Raw genomic sequence first — 19,395 nt, 5'->3', positions numbered from 1 at the left:
GGCGGTGGTGGCCGCGGCGAGCGCGCCCGCCGCCTTCGCCGACCGGCGGCCCGCGGCGGCGCGGATGCTCATGGGGGTACGCCGGGAGCAACTGCTCGGCCCGCGGTTGCCGCAGGAGCTGGCCGAGGCGATGTTCGCGCTGGACGAGCGGCTGGTGAGGCTGCTGGTCCGGTTGGCGCGGGCGCTGTGGGGCCGGGCCGACGGGGCGAGCGTCGAGGTGATGACGCTCTGCGTGGTCGACCTGCCGACGGCCGTGTTCCGCAGGGCAATGACCGGGCCGTCCGCCGACGGTCAGGTCGTGATCGGAGCCGACAGCCGCGCACGCCTGGAGGCCGCGGTCCGCGCGGTGCTCACCCTCCCACCCCCAACGGTGGGGAAGGCCGGAAAGGATGGACCATGCCCGCATTGACCATGCCCGCACTGCGCCACGAGGACACCGTCTTCGTCCTGCACCTGGGAGACTCGGAGAACCGGCTCGCGCCGGACTGGATGAAGACCGTCCACTCCCTGCTCGACACCGTCGTGGACCATCCCGGACCGGCGGCGCTGGTCACCACCGGGCAGGGCAGGTTCTTCTCCAACGGGCTCGACCTGGACTGGCTCTCCGACCACGGCGACCAGCTCGTCCACTATGTCGCCGACGTGCAGGCGCTGCTGGCCAGGCTGCTCACCCTGCCCGTCCCGACGGTCGCCGCGGTCAACGGCCACGCGTTCGGGGCCGGCGCGATGCTCGCCATGGCCCACGACTTCCGGGTCATGCGGGCCGATCGCGGCTACTTCTGCTTCCCCGAGGTGGACATCCACATCCCCTTCACCTCCGGCATGGCCGCGCTCATCCAGGCCAAGGTGCCCCCCGCCGCCGCGGTGGCCTCGATGACCACCGGGCGGCGCTTCGGTGGCGTGGAGGCCCGCGACCTGGCCCTGGTCGACGACGTGGCCGACGAGGCGGGCCTGGTCGAGGACGCCGCGGCCCGGGTCCGGCCGCTCGCGGGCAAGGACCGCGCCACCCTCGGCGCGATCAAGGCCACCATGTACGCGACGGCCGTGACGGCGCTCACGACCCCCGGAAGTGGTACGTAACGGCGGCATGCGGGGTAGGGGGTCGGGATGAGCACCGCGATGCCCGGGAACGGCCCCCGCTACCTGCCGATCGCCGACCACGGCCTGATCGGGGACCTGCGCACGGCGGCGCTCGTGGGCGCGAACGGCACGATCGACTGGTACTGCAGCCCGAGGTTCGACGCGCCGAGCGTGTTCGGCTCGCTGCTGGACAGCGACCGCGGCGGGTCGTTCGAGCTGGCCTCCAGCGTGCCGGCGACGACCAAGCAGTTCTACTTCCCCGACACCAACGTCCTGATCACCCGGTTCTACACGGAGGACGGCGTGGGTGAGGTGCAGGACTTCATGCCCGTCGCCGAGGAGGCGGCGGAGCTCGACCGGCACCGGCTGATCCGCCGCGTGTCGTGCGTGCGCGGCTCGCTTCCGTTCCGGGCGCGGGTGACGCCGCGCTTCGAGTACGGGACCCAGCCCCACACGCTGAGCCTGGCCCAGAACCAGGCGGTGTTCGAGACGCCCGCCCTGTCCCTCGCGCTGAGCTCGACCGTGCCGCTGGAGGCCGACGGCGCGGACGTCTGGTCGGACTTCAAGCTCCGGGAGGGCGAGCGGGCCGTCTTCGCCCTCGACCGGGTCGGAGACGGGGTGGTGCCCCGGGCGTGCGCCGCCACCGAGGCGGAGGAGCAGTTCACCGCCACCGTGGCCTTCTGGCGGCGGTGGCTGTCCGCGTCGCGCTATCGCGGGCGGTGGCGCGAGATGGTGCACCGTTCCGCCCTCGTGCTGAAGCTCCTCACGTACGCGCCGACCGGGGGCATCGTGGCCGCGCCGACGACCAGCCTGCCGGAGGAGATCGGGGGCGAGCGCAACTGGGACTACCGCTACGTGTGGGTCCGTGACGCCGCGTTCTGCGTGTACGCGCTGCTCAGGCTCGGCTTCACGGAGGAGGCCGAGGCGTTCATGCGCTTCCTGACCACGAACGTGTGCACGAGCACGCCGTGCGCGTCGGGACCGTTGCAGATCATGTACGGCATCGACGGCCGCGGCGACCTGCCCGAGATCCAGCTGGACCACCTCGAGGGCTACGAGGGCTCGTGGCCGGTCCGGATCGGGAACGGCGCGGTCGACCAGCTGCAGCTCGACATCTACGGGGCGCTGATCGACGCCGTCTACCTCTACGACAAGTGGGGCAAGCCCATCTCCAGTGACGACTGGGACTACGTCGTCAGCCTCGTCGAGTGGGTCTGCGACAACTGGGACCAGCCCGACGAGGGCATCTGGGAGACGCGCGGCGGGCGCAAGAACTTCCTGTACTCGCGGCTCATGTGCTGGGTGGCCATCGAACGGGCCATCCGGATGGCCAACCGGCGCGGCCTGCCCGCCGACCTGGCTCACTGGCAGCGGTCGCGCGACACCGTCTACCGGCAGATCATGCGGCGCGGCTGGTCGGCCGAGCTGCGGGCGTTCGCCCAGTACCTCGACGGCGACATCCTCGACGCCTCGGTGCTGATGATGCCGCTGGCCAAGTTCATCGCGCCCACCGACCCCAAGTGGCTGTCCACCCTGACGGCGCTCGGCGACCAGCTGGTGTCGGACTCGCTGGTCTACCGCTACCGGCCCGAGTGGAGCCCGGACGGGCTGCGGGGCGAGGAGGGCACGTTCTCGATCTGCTCGTTCTGGTACGTCGAGGCCCTCACCCGCGCCGGGCGGCTCGACGAGGCCCGGCTGGCCTTCGAGAAGATGCTCACCTACGCCAACCACGTCGGCCTGTTCGCCGAGGAGATCGGCCACACCGGCGAGCAGCGCGGCAACTTCCCGCAGGCGTTCACCCACCTGGCGCTGATCAGCGCGGCGTTCAACCTCGACCGCGCCCTCGGCTGATCAGCACTGATCAGCTCTCCTGGGAGAGCAGGCCGAGCTCGTAGGCGATCGGGAGCGCCTCGGCGCGGTTGCGCACGGACAGCTTGGAGAACAGCCGGGCCTGGATGTTCTCGACGGTCTTGCTGGTGATGCCCAGGGCCAGCGCCGTCTGCCGCACCGAGTGTCCCAGCGCTATGGAGCGCAGGATCTCCAGTTCGCGCTTGGTCAGCGTGGAGCGCACCGCCGCTCGGGCGTCCCTGTCGCGGTGCGCGGCGAGCATGACCGCCTGCGCCACGTCCTGGAAGGGGACGACGGCGGCCGTGCAGTGCGGCGTCAGGCCGCCGGGCGCGGCGTCGGTGACGACCACGATCCGGGCGTCGAGCGCGTGGATGCTCTGCCAGTCCTCCGATCCGTCGACGAGCACCGCGACGACGGGCTTGCGGACGAGCATCGCCAGGTCGTCGTCCGCCCAGTGGTCGCCGGCGACCATGACCGGCATGGCCTGCCTGATCAGCGTCTCCACCACGGCGTCGCGCCGGGCGCCGCGCGGGCCGAAGACGATGACGAGGTTGGCGGTGAAGGCGTCGGGCCGCGGCGCCCGCCACAGCAGTCCCAGGCGGGCGGCGAGCGACACGGCGTGCGCGCGGTTGTGCGCGTTGGTCTTGGCGAAGATGCGGCGCATGTGGTTCTCGACGGTCGACGGCGCGATGCCGAGCATGCGCCCCATCTCCTTGACGTTGTAGCCGCAGGCCGCCAGCGCCACGATCTCCAGGTCGCGGTCGGTGAGCATGGGCGGGCGGCCGGTGCGCGCCCTGGGCGGGCACCGGCGGATCACCTCCAGGACCGCGGTGATCCCTCGTGAGTACGGAACGAGCGCCAGCCCGGCGTTGCTCGCCGTCACCACCTCGCGCGAGGTCAGGTTCGAGTAGGTGAGCACGATCCCGTGGCCGCGCAACGCCGGGATGCTCTCCATCACCTCGTCGATCCCCCCGTCCACGTCGAGCAGGATGGCGTCCACCGGGCGGAGGCGGCACAGCCGCACCAGGTCTGGCAGGTTCTGCGTCAGTCCGGCGGAGCGGAGGTGCGGCTCCTGGTCCAGCGCGACGGCGAGGGACTCGCGCAGCAACCTGTTGGGGGAATGCACGGCCACCTGGATGGCCGGAGGAGGCATACGCGGAACTGTACTGACAGGTAAGCTTTCTTGTCGGTTAATTCCTCGTAACCGCATTCGTGTCTCTTTCGGCAACGGGCCCTCACTGCCCGCGGCTTGCCGGGTCCACCTTCGCGAAGGTGAGCAGGTCGACCATGGTGAACGTGCCGGGCGTGCGGCTGGGCAGGGTGGGCCGCCAGGACGGCTGGCCGTTCAGGTAGGAGCCGGGATCCTTCTGCAGCAGTCCCACGAAGACCTCGCCGACGAGCCGCGCGCCCACTCCGGCGAGCTGGATGCCGTCGCCCAGGGCCTGCCCCTCCTTGAGGACGTAGTACCAGAGCGGCGCGTTCTGCTCGAACCCGAAGGCGGCCAGTTCCGAGGTGTCGACCTGCGGGATGCCCATGGTCGCCGCCAGCCGCTGACCTGACGGCAACGACCAGGTCAGATGCCGCAGGAGGTTGCGCTGGGGGAGCGAGATCGGCGGGTCACCGCTCGGGATGGCCTGCAGCGGAAGCTGGAACAGCGGCGTGGAGATCCTGGTGTCCATGCGCTTGTTCGGCCGCACCTGACCGTCCCCGAAGTCGAAGAACGTCTGCCAGCCGATGAAGCGGCGGCGCGCCCGCGCGCCCCCGCGCAGGTCGACGGGGTCGGCCTGGCCCTGCCCGGCCGGGTCGAAGATGAAGCCGAAGAACGGCTGGCCGTTGTCGCCGGCCAGGTTGGCCCGGTACGAGGGCCGGACCATGCTGTGGCCGAAGCGGTAGGCGACCTGGAACTCGACGGGGATGACGGGCGCGCCGGCCGGCCGGTAGAACTGGCGGCCGAACCGGAAGATGTGGTCCACCAGCGGCCGGCCGACGATCAGCGGCAGGAACTCGTGGACGATGATCCACTGGTAGTGCCAGGTGACCGTGCGCCTGGCCGTGGCGAAGAGCAGGAGGGACGGGGTGCCCTGGGCGCGGAGCCGCTCGACCACCCGGTTGTGGAAGGACATGAACGCGGCGTGCATCCCGGCGATCATGAGGTGCTCGTCGTTGCGGCCGTCGGCGATGATCGCCCGGCCGTCGGCCGCGCGCGGCAGGTCCTCGAACAGCCCTCCGCTCTCCAGCCGGAACGTGACGCGGTCGGCGTTGTAGAACTGCGGGTTCGGCCCGGGACCGCCGCCGTAGACGGAGTCGAGGTCGAAGACGGGGGTGCGGCTGTTGGGGGAGCGCTCGGGCGGCGTCGGCACGCCCAGGGGGGAGGTCGTGTCGAACGTCATGTCGTGATCGAGGAACTGGCCGAGGAACGTGGTGCCCGCCGTGTGGAAGGGGTTGTCCCGGTTGTTCGGGCTGAGCTCCGGATTGGTGATCAGCCGGATGGGACCCTCGTGGAGCGGGTCCTTGGCGTCCATGATCCCGCCGAGCCTGCCCATCTCGGTCAGGGCCGCCTTCACCTGCGGTGTGGCCTCGGCGAAGGGCGGCAGGTTGAAGACTCGCCCGAAGTTGTTCGCCAGGGTGCCCTCGGCTCGCGCCCGCTGTGCCGCGGCGACGGCCGCGTCCAGGTCGAGCGCGACCACGGCCGCGCCCGCTCCCATCGCCCCCAGGAACGCCCTTCGGGTGAACCGGGCGGAGGTGCTGTCCGTCTTGGCGGTGGGGTGCATGACGTCCTCCTTCGGACGCGCGGGCTGCCGGATTGCACTACGCGTCGGGAGTGTGAGCCCGCACCAGGGGCGGCGCAATGCTCCCAAGGGTTCCCCCGCCTCCCAAGGGCTCCCCGGCCACCAGGGGATTCGGCCCTCCCACGGGTTTCACGCCCCCCAAGGGAGAAACGACACATGACGACACAGGACGACGGCAGGCGGGGGCGCGTCAGCCCGCCTGAGCGGTAGGACTAGCGGGCGAGCGCGGCAAGGATGCGGTCCTCGGTCACCTCGGTCCCGGTCAGCTGCTCGCTGATCGCCCCGTCGCGCAGGACCACCACGCTGTCGCAGTTGTCGACCAGCTCCGCCACGTCGGAGGAGATCAGCAGGATGGCCAGGCCGTCCACGGCCAGCTCGTCGATCAGCGCCTGCATCTGCAGCTTGGACGCCACGTCCACGCCCCGGGTGGGCTCGTCGAGCAGCAGCACCTTGGGGTGCATGGCGAGCCACCTGGCCAGCAGCACCTTCTGCTGGTTGCCGCCCGACAGCTCGCCCGCCGGCTGCCTGGGCGAGACGGCCTTGATGCCGAGCCGCGTCATGAACGTGGCGACGATGCCGTCGATGCGCGCGTCCGAGACGATGCCCGCGCGCGAGAGCCGTGGGAGGGCGGCCAGCGCGATGTTGTCGCGGACCGACAGCGTGGGCACGATGCCCTCGGTCCTGCGGTTCTCCGGCACCAGCCCGATCCCGGCGCGGACGGCGCTCCTGATCGACCACTTGCGGGCGGCCGAGCCGGACACCGTCACCTGTCCGGCGTCGACGGGCAGCGCTCCGGCGATCGCCCTGGCGGTCTCGCTGCGGCCCGCGCCCAGCAGCCCGCCGAGGCCGAGCACCTCGCCCGCGCGCATGGCCAGCGAAACACCGTCGAGCACGTGGTGGCGGGTCAGCCCCTTGGCCTCCAGGACGGGCCGGTCGCCCGGCTGGTCCGGGTCGCCGGTCCACGACGGCGCCTCGACCGGGTGGAACGGCCTGCCCAGCATGAGGGAGACCAGCCGGAGCCGGTCGAGCGCGGCGGGCGGCCCGGTGTGGACGACGCGGCCGTCGCGCAGCACCGTCACCCGGTCGCAGACCTCGTAGACCTCCTGCAGCCGGTGGGTGACGTACACGACGGAGCGGCCCTCGTCGCGGAGCCTGGACACGGCGGCGAAGAGCGTGCGCAGCTCGTCCTGCTCCAGGAAGGAGGCGGGCTCGTCCATGACGATCAGCCGGGCGTCGGCTGAGGCGGCCCGCGCCAGCGCGACGAGCTGCCGGGCGCCCTCGCCCAGCGAGCCGAGCGGGCGGCGCACGTCGATCCGCAGGCCGTGAGCGGCGAGCGTCTCGGCGGCGAGGGCGTGCATGCCCGCGAAGTCGATCAGTCCGAACCTGCGGCGAGGCTCCCTGCCGAGCAGCAGGTTGCGGGCGACGCTCATGGTGGGCACCAGGTTGCTCTCCTGGTGGATCGTGGCGATGCCCGCCCGCCTGGCCTCGGCCGGGCCGGCGAACCTGACCCGCTCGCCCAGGCAGCGCAGCTCGCCCGCGTCGGGCGGGTGGACCCCGGAGATCACCTTCACCAGCGTGGACTTGCCCGCGCCGTTGCCGCCGATCAGGCCGTGCACCTCGCCGGGGCGCACGGAGAGGGAGACGTGGTCGAGCGCGACGACGCCCTGGAAGGTCTTGAGAACGCCTGCGACCTGTAGCACGGTTGCCTCCGTCTCGATCGTGACCGCGAGAGGAAACAATGTAGTAACAGAAACGTCACATTCGATCAGATCGTGGCGACGTGCAGCCTGACCCCTCGCCCGGCCAGCTCGTCGAGCACGTCGCCGGGCGCGCCCTCGTCGGTCACCAGGTGGTCGATCCGTTCGGGCGGGACCGTCTGCACCATCGTGTCGACGCCCACCTTGGTGTGGTCGGCCAGCACCACCACCTCCTCCGCGGCGGCGGCCAGCGCCCGGTCGACCCCCGCCACCTGCACGTTCGGCGTCGACAGGCCGCGCTCGGCGCTCAGCCCGTTGCCCGAGATGAACGCCCGGCGCACGCGCAGGCCGGCCAGCGAGCCCTCCGCGGCGCTGCCCACCAGCGCCAGGATGGAGCCGCGCAGCGTGCCGCCGGTCAGCATCACCTCGACGCGCGGCGACCCCGCCAGCACCTGGGCGACCAGCAGCGAATTGGTCACCACAGTGAGCTCGGAGTGCCTGGTCAGGCGGCGGGCGAACTCCTGCGTCGTGGTGCCGGGGCCGACCACGATCGCGTCGCCCTCCTCGACCAGGGCGCACGCGAGGTCGGCGATCGCGCTCTTCTCCGCCGACTCCAGGGACACCTTGTGGGTGTAGCCGGCCTCGCGCGACAGCTCGCCGGGTAGGGTGGCGCCGCCGTGGTGGCGGTTGAGCAGGCCCTCGGACTCCAGCGCGCGCAGGTCGCGGCGGACGGTCACCTCGGAGGAGCGCACGGCCTGGGCGAGCTCGCGCAGCGACACGGCGCCGTTGGCGCGTACCAGGTCGAGGATGCGCTGCCTGCGCTCCGCGGCGAACACGGGCTTGCGGCTGTCACTCTGCGTGTCGCTCACGTCCCGATCATAGACGAACGGTCAACTCTGCTTCGCCTCTGACCGAATCAGAACGAATTTGATCGGATATCTTGACCGGCTCGGTCCACCGGTGCTTATTTTGGACCGAGGCGGAGTCCGAATCTGTCCGATCCGGATCGAGGGCCGCGCATGCGTTCCCCGCCCCCACCCCCCGCGGGAAAGGAGCCACTGTGCACAAGTCACTCGTGGTACTGATCGCCGTCATGCTGGCCGTGTTATGGCAGGTGCCCACGGCGGCGGGCGCCGCCGCCGAGCGGCACGGCCTGCGCGGTGACTACCACCTCTCCACAGGCCCGGGAAGGCTCGACTTCGGCCCGCTGAAGGCGAGCGTCGTGGACCCCAACCTCGACCTGTCCGACCTGAACCCGACGCTCAAGCTGCTCACCGGCAGGGACGACGACGTCTCGGTCCGCTGGACCGGGCAGATCCGGCCCGAGCACTCCGAGACGTACACCTTCTCGATCATCGGCGACAACGGTTTCCGGCTCTGGGTGGACGGCAGGCTGCTCATCGACCACTGGGTGGACGACTGGGACGTCGAGCAGGTCGGCACCCCCATCGCGCTGGAGGCGGGCCGCAAGTACGACATCAAGGTCGAGTACTTCGAGCACTTCGGCGGTGCCAACCTGCGGCTGCGCTGGCAGAGCCCGAGCGTGCCGAAGCAGATCGTGCCCAGCGAGGCGCTCACCCTGCCCGAGGGCTTCGACCCGCCCGGCCCCGTGGACGCCAGGGTGAACGCCGCCGGCGACACCGCCACCCTCACCTTCGCCAAGGACCTGCGCCCGCTGCCGGCCGGCCTGGCCGACCACCTCACGATCACGGTCGGCGGCACCAGGTGGCCCGTCACCTCCTTCGCCCTGAAGAACGGCAACCAGGTGGAGGCAGAACTGGAGCACAAGGTGCCGGCCAAGGCGGGCAGCACCCTGCGCGCCGCCTACGACGGGACCGGCCTGACCTACACCGACGGCGCACCGGTCGAGGCGTTCCCGTACGCGTTCGTGGTCAACGCCTCCACCTACATCCTGCGTACGCGCTGGGCCGACGACGTCGACCCGGCCAACCCGCTGCCCGAGTACCCGCGTCCCCAGCTCGTCCGCGACCGGTGGCGCAGCCTCAACGGCACCTGGCAGTTCGCCGCGGCCCGTCCCGGCGAGGCCGCGCCGATCGGCAAGGACCTGCGCGAGCGGATCGTGGTTCCCTACCCGGTGGAGTCGCAGCTGTCCGGCATCGGCAGGCACGAGGAGCGCATGTGGTACCGCCGGACCTTCGACGTGCCGCGCTCGTGGCGCGGCGACCGCGTCCTGCTGCACCTCGACGCCGTCGACTGGGAGTCCACGATCTGGGTCAACGGCGTCCAGGTCGGCACCCACAAGGGCGGCTACGACCGGATCACCCTCGACGTGACCGGCGCGCTCAGGCGCGGCGGGCCCCAGGAGCTCGTGGTCGGCGTCGTCGACCCCACGGACCGGGGCGCGCAGGCCGTCGGCAAGCAGCGGCTCGACCCGGGGGGCATCTGGTACACCCCGAGCTCCGGCATCTGGCAGACCGTCTGGCTGGAGCCGGTGCCCACCGACCACGTCGCCCGCGTGGACACCGTGCCCGACGTCGAGGGCCAGGCGCTGCGCGTCACGGTCAGGGGCTCGTCCGGCACCGCGGTCGTCACCGCCCGCGACGGCCGCCGCGTGGTCGGCCGCGTCACCGGACCGGTCGGCCAGGAGCTGCGGCTTCCCGTGCCCGGCCCGAAGCTGTGGTCACCCGACCGGCCGTTCCTCTACGACCTCACCGTCAAGGTGAAGCAGGACCAGGTCTCGTCCTACTTCGGGATGCGCACGATCTCCCTGCGGAACAACAGGATGCTGCTCAACGGCAAGCCCGTCTTCCAGCTCGGCCCGCTCGACCAGGGGTTCTGGCCGGACGGCATCTACACCGCGCCCACCGACGAGGCGCTCCGCCACGACCTGGAGGAGACCAAGAGGCTGGGCTTCAACGCCGTGCGCAAGCACGTCAAGATCGAGCCCGACCGCTGGTACCACCACGCCGACAGGCTCGGCCTGCTCGTCTGGCAGGACATGCCCTCCACGGTCAGGGCCGACGACCGGCGGCAGTTCGAGGCCGAGCTGCGCGCGATGGTCGACCAGCACCGCAGCAGCCCGTCGATCGTCATGTGGGTGCCGTTCAACGAGGGCTGGGGCCAGTACGACCAGGCGCGCATCGCCGACCTGGTCAAGAGCTGGGACCCGTCGCGCCTGGTCGACAACATGAGCGGCGTCAACTGCTGCGGCGCCGTGGACGGCGGCAACGGCGACGTCCAGGACTTCCACATCTACCCGGGCCCCGGCAACCCCGGCAAGCCGACGGGAGTCAGGGCGGTCGTGATCGGCGAGTTCGGTGGCCTCGCCCTGCCGCTGATCGGCCACACCTGGTCGGGATCAGGCTGGGGGTACGCGGTCGAGCCCGACCGGGAGTCGCTCACCAACCGCTACATCGGCATGGTGGACGCCCTCAAGCGGCTGCACGCCTGCGACCAGCTCAGCGCCGCCATCTACACCCAGACCACCGACGTCGAGAACGAGATCAACGGCCTCATGACCTACGACCGGGCGATCACCAAGCCCGACGTCAAGCGCGTCAACGACGCGAACAGGTCGCTCACCGGCAGGCTCGACCCGCCGTGCGCCTGACGGGCCTGACCGTGCGCCCGACGGGCCTGATAGGAAGGAAACCTCTATGACCCCCCACATCCGCACGGCGGCGCTCGCCGCGGCCGTGCTCCTCGCCGCAGCCGGCTGCGCCAAGGCGGAGGAGCCGCAGGGCGCCCCCGCCGCCACCAGCACGGCGGGCCGGCAGGTCGTGCAGTCGCCCACCGGCACGGCCGCCGGTCCCACCTGCACGCTCCAGCAGTTCGGCGGCACGGCGTTCGACCTCAAGACGGCCACCGTCGGCTTCTCCCAGTCGGAGAAGGAGGCCAACCCCTTCCGCATCGCCGAGACCAAGTCCATCAAGGACGAGGCGGCCAAGCTCGGCATCACCCGGCTCAAGGTCACCAACGCCCAGTCGCAGTTCTCCAAGCAGATCACCGACGTGCAGCAGCTCATCGCCCAGGGTGCGCGGCTGCTCGTCATCGCACCGCTCAACTCCGACGGCTGGGAGCCGGTGCTCCGGCAGGCCGCGGCCAAGAAGATCCCGATCATCACGGTCGACCGGAAGATCAACGCCAAGCCGTGCAGCGACTACCTGACGTTCATCGGCTCCGACTTCTACGAGCAGGGCAAGCGGGCGGCCGACCGGATGATCGAGGCCCTGTCCGGCAAGGGCAAGGTCGCCATCCTGCTCGGCGCGCCCGGCAACAACGTCACCACCGAGCGCACGAACGGCTTCAAGGACCGGGTCAAGGAGAAGGCGCCCGGCATCCAGATCTCGTTCGAGCAGACCGGCGAGTTCGCCCGTGAGAAGGGCCAGCAGGTCACCGAGCAGCTCATCCAGTCCAACCCCGACATCAACGGCATCTACGCGGAGAACGACGAGATGGCCCTCGGCGCCGTCACCGCGCTCAAGGGCGCGGGCAAGGAGCCGGGCGCCATCAAGATCGTGTCGGTGGACGGCACCCGCAGCGCCGTCCAGGGCATCGCCGACGGCTGGCTCCACTCGGTCATCGAGTCGAACCCCCGCTTCGGCCCGCTCGCCTTCGAGACCGCGCGGAAGTTCCTCGACGGCCGGCCGATCCCCGACAAGGTCATCATCTCCGACCGCGAATACGACCAGAGCAACGCCAAGTCCTCCCTCGGTGAGGCGTACTGAGGTGGAACCCGTTCTCGAGGCCAAGGGGATCAGCAAGAGCTTCCCCGGCGTGCTCGCTCTCGACGGCGTGTCCCTCGCCCTGAACCCGGGCGAGGTGCACGCCCTCGTGGGGGAGAACGGCGCGGGGAAGTCCACGCTGATCAAGGTCTTCACCGGCGTGTACCGGCCGGACGGCGGCGAGCTGCGCTACCTGGGCGCGCCCGCCGCCTTCGGCACGCCCCTGGAGGCGCAGCGCGCCGGCATCTCCACGATCTACCAGGAGGTCAACCTCGTCCCGATGATGAGCGTGGCGCGCAACCTGCTGCTCGGGCGCGAACCGCGGGGCCGCTTCGGGGTCATCGACGCGGCCCGCATGTACGGTGCGGCCGAACAGGTCCTGGCCGGGTACGGCGTGGACGCGGACGTGCGCCGGCCGCTGCGGACGCTCGGCGTCGGGGCGCAGCAGATGGTCGCCCTGGCCCGGGCCGTCTCGGTCGACGCCCGGGTGGTGATCATGGACGAGCCGACCTCGTCGCTGGAGCCGCGCGAGGTCGAGACGCTGTTCGGGGTGATCCGGCGGCTGCGCGAGACCGGGATCGCGGTCATCTACGTCAGCCACCGGCTCGGCGAGCTCTACCAGGTGTGCGACCGGGTCACGGTGCTGCGCGACGGCCGGCTGGCGCACACGGGGGAGCTCGCCGAGCTGCCCCGGCTGGAGCTCATCTCGCTCATGCTCGGCCGCGAGCTGAACGAGGTGAAGGCCGAGGGCGTGACCCGGTTCTCCCACGACCACGCCCTGGCGGACGGCGAGCCTGTCGTCGAGGCGCGCGGGCTCGCCAGGCGACACGTGCTCAACGGGGTGGACGTCTCCGTCAGGCCGGGCGAGGTGGTCGGGCTCGGCGGGCTGCTCGGCGCCGGCCGTACCGAGACCGCGAAGGCCATCGCCGGCGCGCTGCCGATCGACGGCGGTCAGGTGCTCGTGGCCGGGCTGCCGCTGCGCGGCGGCTCCACGACGGCGGCGATCAGGGCGGGCGTCAGCCTGCTGCCCGAGGACCGCAAGGCCGAGGGCATCATCCCGGGGCTTTCCGTGCGGGAGAACATCGCGCTGGCCGCGCTGCCCTCCCTGGCGAAGGCGGGCGTCGTGTCGGAGGCCAAGATAGACGCCGTGGTCGAGATCTTCATGCGGAGGCTGAAGATCAAGGCCGCCTCGCCCGGCCAGCCGGTGGCCGAGCTGTCCGGCGGCAACCAGCAGAAGGTGCTGCTCGCCCGCCTGCTCGCCGTGCGGCCCAAGGTGGTGCTGCTCGACGAGCCCACCAGAGGCATCGACGTCGGCGCCAAGGCCGAGGTGCAGGCGCTGATCGACGAGCTCGCGGGGGAGGGGCTGGGCGTGCTGCTGATCTCCTCTGACCTGGGCGAGCTGGTCGAGGGGGCCGATCGCGTCCTCGTGCTGCGCGAGGGTGCGGTCGTCGGGGAGCTTGCCGGCGCAGAGGTGACCGAGGAGAGGATCATGGCAACGATCGCGGAGCAGGCCGGCGCGGAGCAGGCCGGTAGTGACCAGGTCGGCGCGGAGCAGGCCGGTAGTGAGCAGGCCGGCGCGGAGCAGTCCGGTGGCTGAGCTCAAACCGCGCCTCTACGCCTGGGTGCAGGACTACGGCGTCTACGCGGCCGTGCTCGCGCTGCTCCTGTTCAACGTGCTCTTCACGCCGAACTTCCTGGACGTCTCCAACTTCCGCACCCAGCTCGTCCAGGTGACGCCCATCGTGATCGTCTCGCTCGGCATGGCGCTGGTGATCGGCACGCAGGGCATCGACCTGTCCGTCGGCTCGGTCATGGCCCTGGCCGCGGCGCTGGTCGTGCTCTACCTCGGGTACGGCTGGCTGCCCGCGCTGGCCGTCGCCCTGGTCGGCGGGGCCGCCGTCGGGGCGGCGGGCGGGGCGCTGGTCGCCTACGCCGGCGTCCAGCCGATCGTCGCCACCCTGGCGCTGCTGGTCGGCGTCCGCGGGCTGGCGAACGTGCTCGTCCCCCAGCTCGTCGAGTTCCGCAACCCCGACCTGATCGCGCTGGGCAGCAGCTCGGTGGCCGGGATCCCGGTCATCGTGCTGATCGCGGCGGCGCTCACGCTGGCCATGCTGTTCGTGGTGCGCCGCACGACGTTCGGCAGGCAGGTGGTCGCGATCGGCGGCAACCGGTCGGCCAGCGAGCTGTCGGGGCTGCCGGTGCAGCGGGTGCTGCTCCTGGTCTACGTGATCTCCGGGCTGCTCGCCGCGCTCGCCGGCGTGCTCGCCACGGCCAGGCTGCAGGCCAGCGACCCCACCTCGCTCGGCCTGTTCATCGAGCTGTCGGCGATCACCGCCGTGGTGGTCGGCGGCACGCCGCTGACCGGGGGCAGGATCAGGGTGCTCAGCACGGTCATGGGGGCGCTGCTGATGCAACTGCTGTCGGCCACGCTGATCAAGCACAACCTGCCCCAGTCCTGGACGCAGATGGTCCAGGCGGTCATCATCCTGGCCGCCGTCTACGCCACGAGGGAGCGTGCGAGCCGATGACCTCGCCGACCATGAACCTCACCGACCAGCCGTCCGCGAACGGCTCGGCCCGGCGGGAGCGGACGGGCCGCGTCCTGCAGCAGCACGGGGCGCTCATGGTGCTGGCGCTGCTGGTGATCGTGGGCAGCCTGGCCTTCGACTCGTTCGCCACGGCGGGGAACGCGGCCAGCGTCGTGGTGTCGTCGTCGTTCCTGGCGATCATCGCCATCGGGATGACGTTCGTCATCATCAGCGGTGGGATCGACCTGTCCGTCGGGTCACTGTTCGTGCTGGGCGGGGTGCTGGCGGCGTACGGCTCCCAGTACGGGACAGCGGTGGCGCTGCTGCTGCCGCTGACGGTCTGCGGTGTGGTGGGCCTGGCGCAGGGCCTGATCATCGCCCGTACCGGGATGGCGCCGTTCATCGTCACCCTGGCCGGTCTGCTGGGCGTCCGCGGGCTCATGCTGGCGATCTCGGACGAAGGGGCCACCACCTTCCTGGTGCGCGATCCCGCCTTCGCGGCCCTGGGCCAGGGCGACCTGCTGGGCCTGACGTACCCCGTGTACGTCACGGCGGCGCTCGCGCTGGCGGCCATGGTGCTGCTGCAGCGGACCGGTTTCGGCCAGAACGTCTACGCCATCGGCGGCAACGAGCAGGCGGCGGCGCTCATGGGCGTGCCGGTGGCCAGGACCAAGGTGCTCGTGTACGTCATGTCGGCCCTGCTCGCGGGGCTGGCCGGGGTGCTGAACGCGGCCCGCCTGTCGTCCGGGGTCACCATCCTCGGCATCGGCCTCGAACTCGACGCGATCTCGGCCGTGGTCATCGGCGGAACCCTCCTGACCGGGGGAGCGGGCGGCATCACGGGGACCGTGGCCGGGGTGCTGCTGCTCGGTGTGATCCAGAGCCTCATCAACCAGGTGGGCAACCTGACCTCGGCCTTCCAGCAGGTGGTCAGCGGGGCGTTCCTGGCCCTCGTGGTGGTGGCGCAGCGGCTGCTCAGCAAGGCCCAGCGCTTGTCGTGAAAGTCGTGAAAACGGTTGGCCGACGCTCGGAGGGCGGTGTTACCGTCGGCGTCGTGGAGAGCCCGGACCGGGCGGCCTCACCGCCGCCACCAGGGAGGCCCCCGATGATCACCTGGCGCCGGCTCACCGGGCAGGACTTCCCGATGCTGAGTCAGTGGCTGGAGCAGCCGCACGTTGCCCGGTGGTGGCACCACGAGACCACCGCAGAGGCCGTCGAGCGCGACTTCGGCCCGGCCGCCTCCGGCGAGGAGCCTTCGGAGGACCTCCTGGTGCTCCTGGACGGCCGGCCGTTCGGCCTGGTGCAGCGCTCCCGGTTCGCCGACTACCCCGACTACCGGGACGAGCTGGCCGCCGTGACCGAGGTGCCCGACGGCGCGGTCACCATCGACTACCTCATCGGCGATCCCGCCCAGGTCGGCCGGGGTCTCGGCACCCGGATGATCCAGGCCGTCGTCCGCGCCACCTGGACGGACCACCCCGCCGCCACGGCCATCGTGGTGCCCGTGCACGCGGCCAACCGCGCGTCCTGGCGCATCCTGGAGAAGGCGGGCCTGCGCCGCGTCGCCGAAGGCGAGCTCGAACCCGACAACCCGGCCGACGATCCCGCCCACTACGTCTACCGGATCGACCGGCCCCGCGCCCTCCCCACTGACGCCCTCCCCACTGACGCCCTCCCCGCTGACGGCTGAGGTCGACGGCTACGAGAGAGCGACCTCCGCGTCGCTGCTGAACGCCACGCGCCGTTACCACTCGTTGGACGGCATCTGGGTGCGGGCCGGCTCCGGCAGCGACGTCATCGAGGCGCCGCGCCCGACCTCGGACTCGTGGGCGTGCATGGCCGCTCACTTGCGGTCCGCCCACGGCGCGACGTCGAGGTGCGTGGTCACCTGGTCGTCGGAGACCCCCGGGAGCGTCTGGCCCGGGTCGGGGGGCACCCCGATCCCCGGCCCGCCGGGTCCCCTCGGCCAGGCACGATCCCCCTCCATGCTGATCAATGGCCGCTCATGGTAGAGCCGAGGCGCCCGTGCCGTTCCTGTCATTTCTACGTACGCGTTCGTTAAGAACTTGTTCGTAACGAACGCGTTCGTTATAGTGTTGGGCATGACAGTTCACTCCGGTAGGCCGCGCAGCCGGCGGGAGAGGCCGGCCAAGCCGGCCCTGACACGGGCGGGCATCGTGACGGTCGCGGTCGGCATCACGCGGGCCGAGGGCCTGCAGCGCGTCACCATGCGGCGCCTGGCGCAGGAGCTCGACACCGGGCCGGCCTCGCTGTACGTCTACATCCGCGACACCGCCGAGCTGCACGCGGCGGTCCTGGACGAGCTCCTCGGCGTGGTCGACCTCGGCCCGGCGCGGCAGGAGGGCGACTGGCGCGAGCGCCTGGAGGCGGTGCTCACCTCGTACACCATGGTGCTGTTCGAGTACCCCGGCCTGGCCCAGTCGGCGCTGGTGACCCACCCCAGCGGGGAGCACTACCTGACGCTGATCGAGGCACTGCTGGCGTTGCTGGACGAGGGCGGCGTCCCGCCCGCGCAGGCGGCCTGGGGGGTGGACCTGCTGCTGCAGTACGCGACCGCGACCGCGGCCGAGCAGGTCAGCCGCGACCACGCCGCCGACGCCGAGGAGGAGTGGAACGCCCTCACCCGGGCCCTGCGGGGCGCTTCCGGCCGGACCCACCCGCACATCGCCGCCCTCGCCGGCGAGCTGCTCTCCGGTGAGCCGGAGCACCGCCTGTCCTGGGGCTTCCGCGTGCTCATCGACGGCATCGCGCGCACCCCGACACCCGGAGCGACCCCTTCCCCCTGACCGGGCGTGCCTTCGCGCCCCTGATCACCCGAGGAATGACACCTTGAACACTCACCACCCCATCGCCATCGTCGGCGCCGGACTGGGCGGCCTCGCCCTCGCCCGCGTCCTGCACGTCAACGGCGTCGAGGCCGCCGTCTACGACCTCGAATCCTCCCCGTCGGCCCGCGCGCAGGGCGGCATGCTGGACATCCACGAAGACTCGGGCCAGGTCGCCCTGCGCGTCGCCGGTCTCCACGAGGAGTTCCGCGCGATCGTCCATCCCGGGGGAGAGGACACCCGGGTCCTCGACGAGCACGCCGCCGTTCACATGGAGGAATCGGGCCAGAGCGGCGGCCGTCCCGAGGTCGAGCGCGGCCGGCTGCGCGACCTGCTGCTCCACGCGCTGCCCGAGGGCACCGTCCGTTGGGACGCGAAGGTCGCCGGGGCCCGCCCGCTGGGCGGGGGCCGCCACGAGGTGACCCTCGCAGGCGGCTCTGCCTTCACCACCGACCTGCTGGTCGGCGCCGACGGAGCCTGGTCCCGCATCCGGCCGCTGGTCTCCGACGCCGTCCCCGTCTACTCGGGCGTGTCCTTCGTCGAGGCGAACCTGCTGGACCCCGACGCCCGCCACCCCCGCAGCGCCGCCCTCATCGGCGATGGCATGCTGTTCGCGCTCGGCGGGGGTAAGGGGTTCCTGGCGCACCGCGAGCCCGACAGCCTGCACGTCTACGCCGCGCTCCGGGTCCCCGAGGACTGGCTCTCCTCCATCGACTTCACCGACACCGACGCCGCCAAGGCCCGCGCACTTGAGCACTTCGCGGGCTGGGACGAAAGCCTGCGGGCGCTGATCGCCGACGCCGACGGCGCGCTGATCCCGCGGCCGATCCACGCGCTGCCGGTCGGCCACCGCTGGGACCGTGTGCCCGGCGTCACCCTGCTCGGCGACGCCGCGCACGTGATGTCCCCGTTCGCCGGAGAGGGCGCCAACCTCGCCATGCTAGACGGGGCCGAACTCGGGGAGGCCATCGTCGCGCACCCCGGCGACGTCGAGGCCGCGCTGGCCGCGTACGAGCGGGCGCTGTTCCCGCGCAGCGAGGTCTCGGCGGCCGATTCGGCCGCCAACCTCGACCTCTGCTTCCGGGCCGACGCACCCCAGGGCCTGCTCGACCAGTTCGCCGTATACCAGCAGGCGGGCTGACCCGTCTCCGGCGCCGGTCCAGGGTCCCGGCGCCGTCCAGGCTCGCCTGCGGCGGAACCGAGGCCGCCGTCGCAGTCCTCCCGTTCGGCCCGGACGCGCGCTCCGCCGAGGGGCGCCGTGAGACGGTCGAGCGGGTGGACGGGGACGGGCGGGCCCTACCTCGTCAAGCTGTCCAGGCCGCGCCACGCGGCACGACGAAGTACGTACACGACCACCTGCGACGGCATGGCGTCCGGTACCGGCAGGAGCGATCGCGCCGGCAGACGCCGGAACTCGCGGGACGCCGTACGCGTCACGAGCCGGTCCGACCAGGTGGAAGCCGTCCTCGGCGAGCGTCGCCGGCCACACCCGCCATGAGGTCCGGCCACTTCGCCCAGGTGACGTGGAGCGGTCCGCCCCCTGGTTCGGCCGACCAGTGGCTGGGGATCACCGGGTGGGCCGAGACGGCCGTGAGCGCGGCGGGGGCCACCAGGCGGCGGGTCGGCTCGGTGAGCGCGACGGCTATCTCGACGTCGTACGTGGCGCGAAGATGCCCCACCACCGCGGGCAGAGCCATGACCGACGGCGCCCGGTACCGATCAGGAGGAGCCGTCGTGGGGCGAGCGGCGGCCGGCTCATCGGGCGGGCTCGCACGACAGCGCGGCGGCGGTGCCGGACAGCACGCGGCTCAGTGCCTCGAACTCCGCGGCCGGCGTTCCCGCGGACCGCCACCACTGTCGCGTGCAGCCGGCCGAGTTCGCCGGGCGGACCGTAGACGAGCCGCCGGCGCGCCCGGGATGGC

At 71.8% G+C, this 19,395-nt stretch carries 16 protein-coding genes and 1 pseudogene; 11 read left to right on the top strand and 6 right to left on the bottom strand.

The annotated features are described in order from the left end of the window. The 3 genes and pseudogenes from DQW85_RS38465 to DQW85_RS38455 form a co-directional block, all read left to right on the top strand. A pseudogene (locus DQW85_RS38465) lies at positions 1-409 on the top strand (TetR/AcrR family transcriptional regulator); the annotation flags it as partial. Continuing rightward, positions 397-1,080 carry an enoyl-CoA hydratase-related protein gene (locus tag DQW85_RS38460; RefSeq protein WP_240197700.1) on the top strand — a complete coding sequence of 228 codons (684 nt, stop codon included), beginning with the start codon at positions 397-399 and terminating at the stop codon, positions 1,078-1,080. The pseudogene DQW85_RS38465 and the gene DQW85_RS38460, both read left to right, overlap by 13 nt. Before the next feature lie 27 nt (positions 1,081-1,107). Next, on the top strand, positions 1,108-2,931 hold the full coding sequence (locus DQW85_RS38455; RefSeq protein WP_205315723.1) for a glycoside hydrolase family 15 protein: 1,824 nt from the start codon (positions 1,108-1,110) through the stop codon (positions 2,929-2,931). Between the two features lie 10 nt (positions 2,932-2,941). Here the strand turns inward: DQW85_RS38455 and DQW85_RS38450 are convergent, their stop codons facing one another. From DQW85_RS38450 to DQW85_RS38435, 4 genes are all read right to left on the bottom strand, one after another. After that, on the bottom strand, positions 2,942-4,081 hold the full coding sequence (locus tag DQW85_RS38450; protein WP_162795713.1) for a response regulator transcription factor: 1,140 nt from the start codon (positions 4,079-4,081) through the stop codon (positions 2,942-2,944). Between the two features lie 82 nt (positions 4,082-4,163). Beyond that, positions 4,164-5,699, bottom strand: a complete 1,536-nt coding sequence (locus DQW85_RS38445) for a peroxidase family protein (protein ID WP_205315722.1) — start codon at positions 5,697-5,699, stop codon at positions 4,164-4,166. 230 nt (positions 5,700-5,929) lie between these two features. After that, on the bottom strand, positions 5,930-7,417 hold the full coding sequence (locus tag DQW85_RS38440) for a sugar ABC transporter ATP-binding protein (protein ID WP_240197699.1): 1,488 nt from the start codon (positions 7,415-7,417) through the stop codon (positions 5,930-5,932). 65 nt (positions 7,418-7,482) lie between these two features. After that, complete coding sequence (locus tag DQW85_RS38435; protein ID WP_205315720.1) at positions 7,483-8,283, bottom strand: DeoR/GlpR family DNA-binding transcription regulator; 801 nt, start codon at positions 8,281-8,283, stop codon at positions 7,483-7,485. 191 nt (positions 8,284-8,474) lie between these two features. Between DQW85_RS38435 and DQW85_RS38430 the strand changes: the two genes are divergently transcribed. From DQW85_RS38430 to DQW85_RS38405, 6 genes are all read left to right on the top strand, one after another. Further along, positions 8,475-10,985 carry a PA14 domain-containing protein gene (locus DQW85_RS38430; RefSeq protein WP_205315719.1) on the top strand — a complete coding sequence of 837 codons (2,511 nt, stop codon included), beginning with the start codon at positions 8,475-8,477 and terminating at the stop codon, positions 10,983-10,985. Between the two features lie 46 nt (positions 10,986-11,031). Continuing rightward, positions 11,032-12,102, top strand: coding sequence for an ABC transporter substrate-binding protein (locus tag DQW85_RS38425; protein WP_113704656.1), 1,071 nt, complete (start codon positions 11,032-11,034; stop codon positions 12,100-12,102). A 1-nt stretch (position 12,103) separates the two neighbouring features. After that, positions 12,104-13,696, top strand: a complete 1,593-nt coding sequence (locus DQW85_RS38420) for a sugar ABC transporter ATP-binding protein (RefSeq protein WP_113704655.1) — start codon at positions 12,104-12,106, stop codon at positions 13,694-13,696. Next, the gene (locus DQW85_RS38415; RefSeq protein ID WP_205315717.1) at positions 13,689-14,627 is read left to right on the top strand and encodes an ABC transporter permease; all 939 of its coding nucleotides are present in this window, start codon (positions 13,689-13,691) and stop codon (positions 14,625-14,627) included. Before DQW85_RS38420 ends, DQW85_RS38415 begins: the two co-directional genes overlap by 8 nt. Next, the gene (locus DQW85_RS38410; RefSeq protein WP_113704653.1) at positions 14,624-15,628 is read left to right on the top strand and encodes an ABC transporter permease; all 1,005 of its coding nucleotides are present in this window, start codon (positions 14,624-14,626) and stop codon (positions 15,626-15,628) included. The genes DQW85_RS38415 and DQW85_RS38410 overlap by 4 nt, the downstream gene beginning before the upstream one ends. 104 nt (positions 15,629-15,732) lie before the next feature. After that, on the top strand, positions 15,733-16,317 hold the full coding sequence (locus DQW85_RS38405; protein ID WP_113704652.1) for a GNAT family N-acetyltransferase: 585 nt from the start codon (positions 15,733-15,735) through the stop codon (positions 16,315-16,317). Positions 16,318-16,470: 153 nt separating this feature from the next. On the opposite strand, the gene DQW85_RS45125 is transcribed toward DQW85_RS38405, so the two are convergent. Next, on the bottom strand, positions 16,471-16,614 hold the full coding sequence (locus DQW85_RS45125) for a hypothetical protein (protein ID WP_162795712.1): 144 nt from the start codon (positions 16,612-16,614) through the stop codon (positions 16,471-16,473). Positions 16,615-16,729: 115 nt separating this feature from the next. On the opposite strand from DQW85_RS45125, the gene DQW85_RS38400 reads away from it, so the two are divergent. Then, positions 16,730-17,434 (top strand): TetR/AcrR family transcriptional regulator, encoded by a 705-nt coding sequence (locus DQW85_RS38400; protein WP_113704651.1) that lies wholly within the window; start codon positions 16,730-16,732, stop codon positions 17,432-17,434. A 43-nt stretch (positions 17,435-17,477) separates the two neighbouring features. After that, the gene (locus DQW85_RS38395; protein WP_113704650.1) at positions 17,478-18,614 is read left to right on the top strand and encodes an FAD-dependent oxidoreductase; all 1,137 of its coding nucleotides are present in this window, start codon (positions 17,478-17,480) and stop codon (positions 18,612-18,614) included. Positions 18,615-18,906: 292 nt separating this feature from the next. On the opposite strand, the gene DQW85_RS38390 is transcribed toward DQW85_RS38395, so the two are convergent. Further along, a complete protein-coding gene (locus tag DQW85_RS38390) occupies positions 18,907-19,170 on the bottom strand; it encodes a hypothetical protein (RefSeq protein ID WP_113704649.1) in 264 nt (87 codons plus the stop codon). Positions 19,171-19,395: the final 225 nt, after the last annotated feature.

The sequence above is a fragment of the Nonomuraea lactucae genome, assembly GCF_003313395.1.
Classification (GTDB): Bacteria; Actinomycetota; Actinomycetes; order Streptosporangiales; family Streptosporangiaceae; genus Nonomuraea; species Nonomuraea lactucae.
The sequence above is the reverse complement of the archived record's forward strand: the minus strand, read 5'-3'. Positions and strand labels throughout refer to the sequence as shown.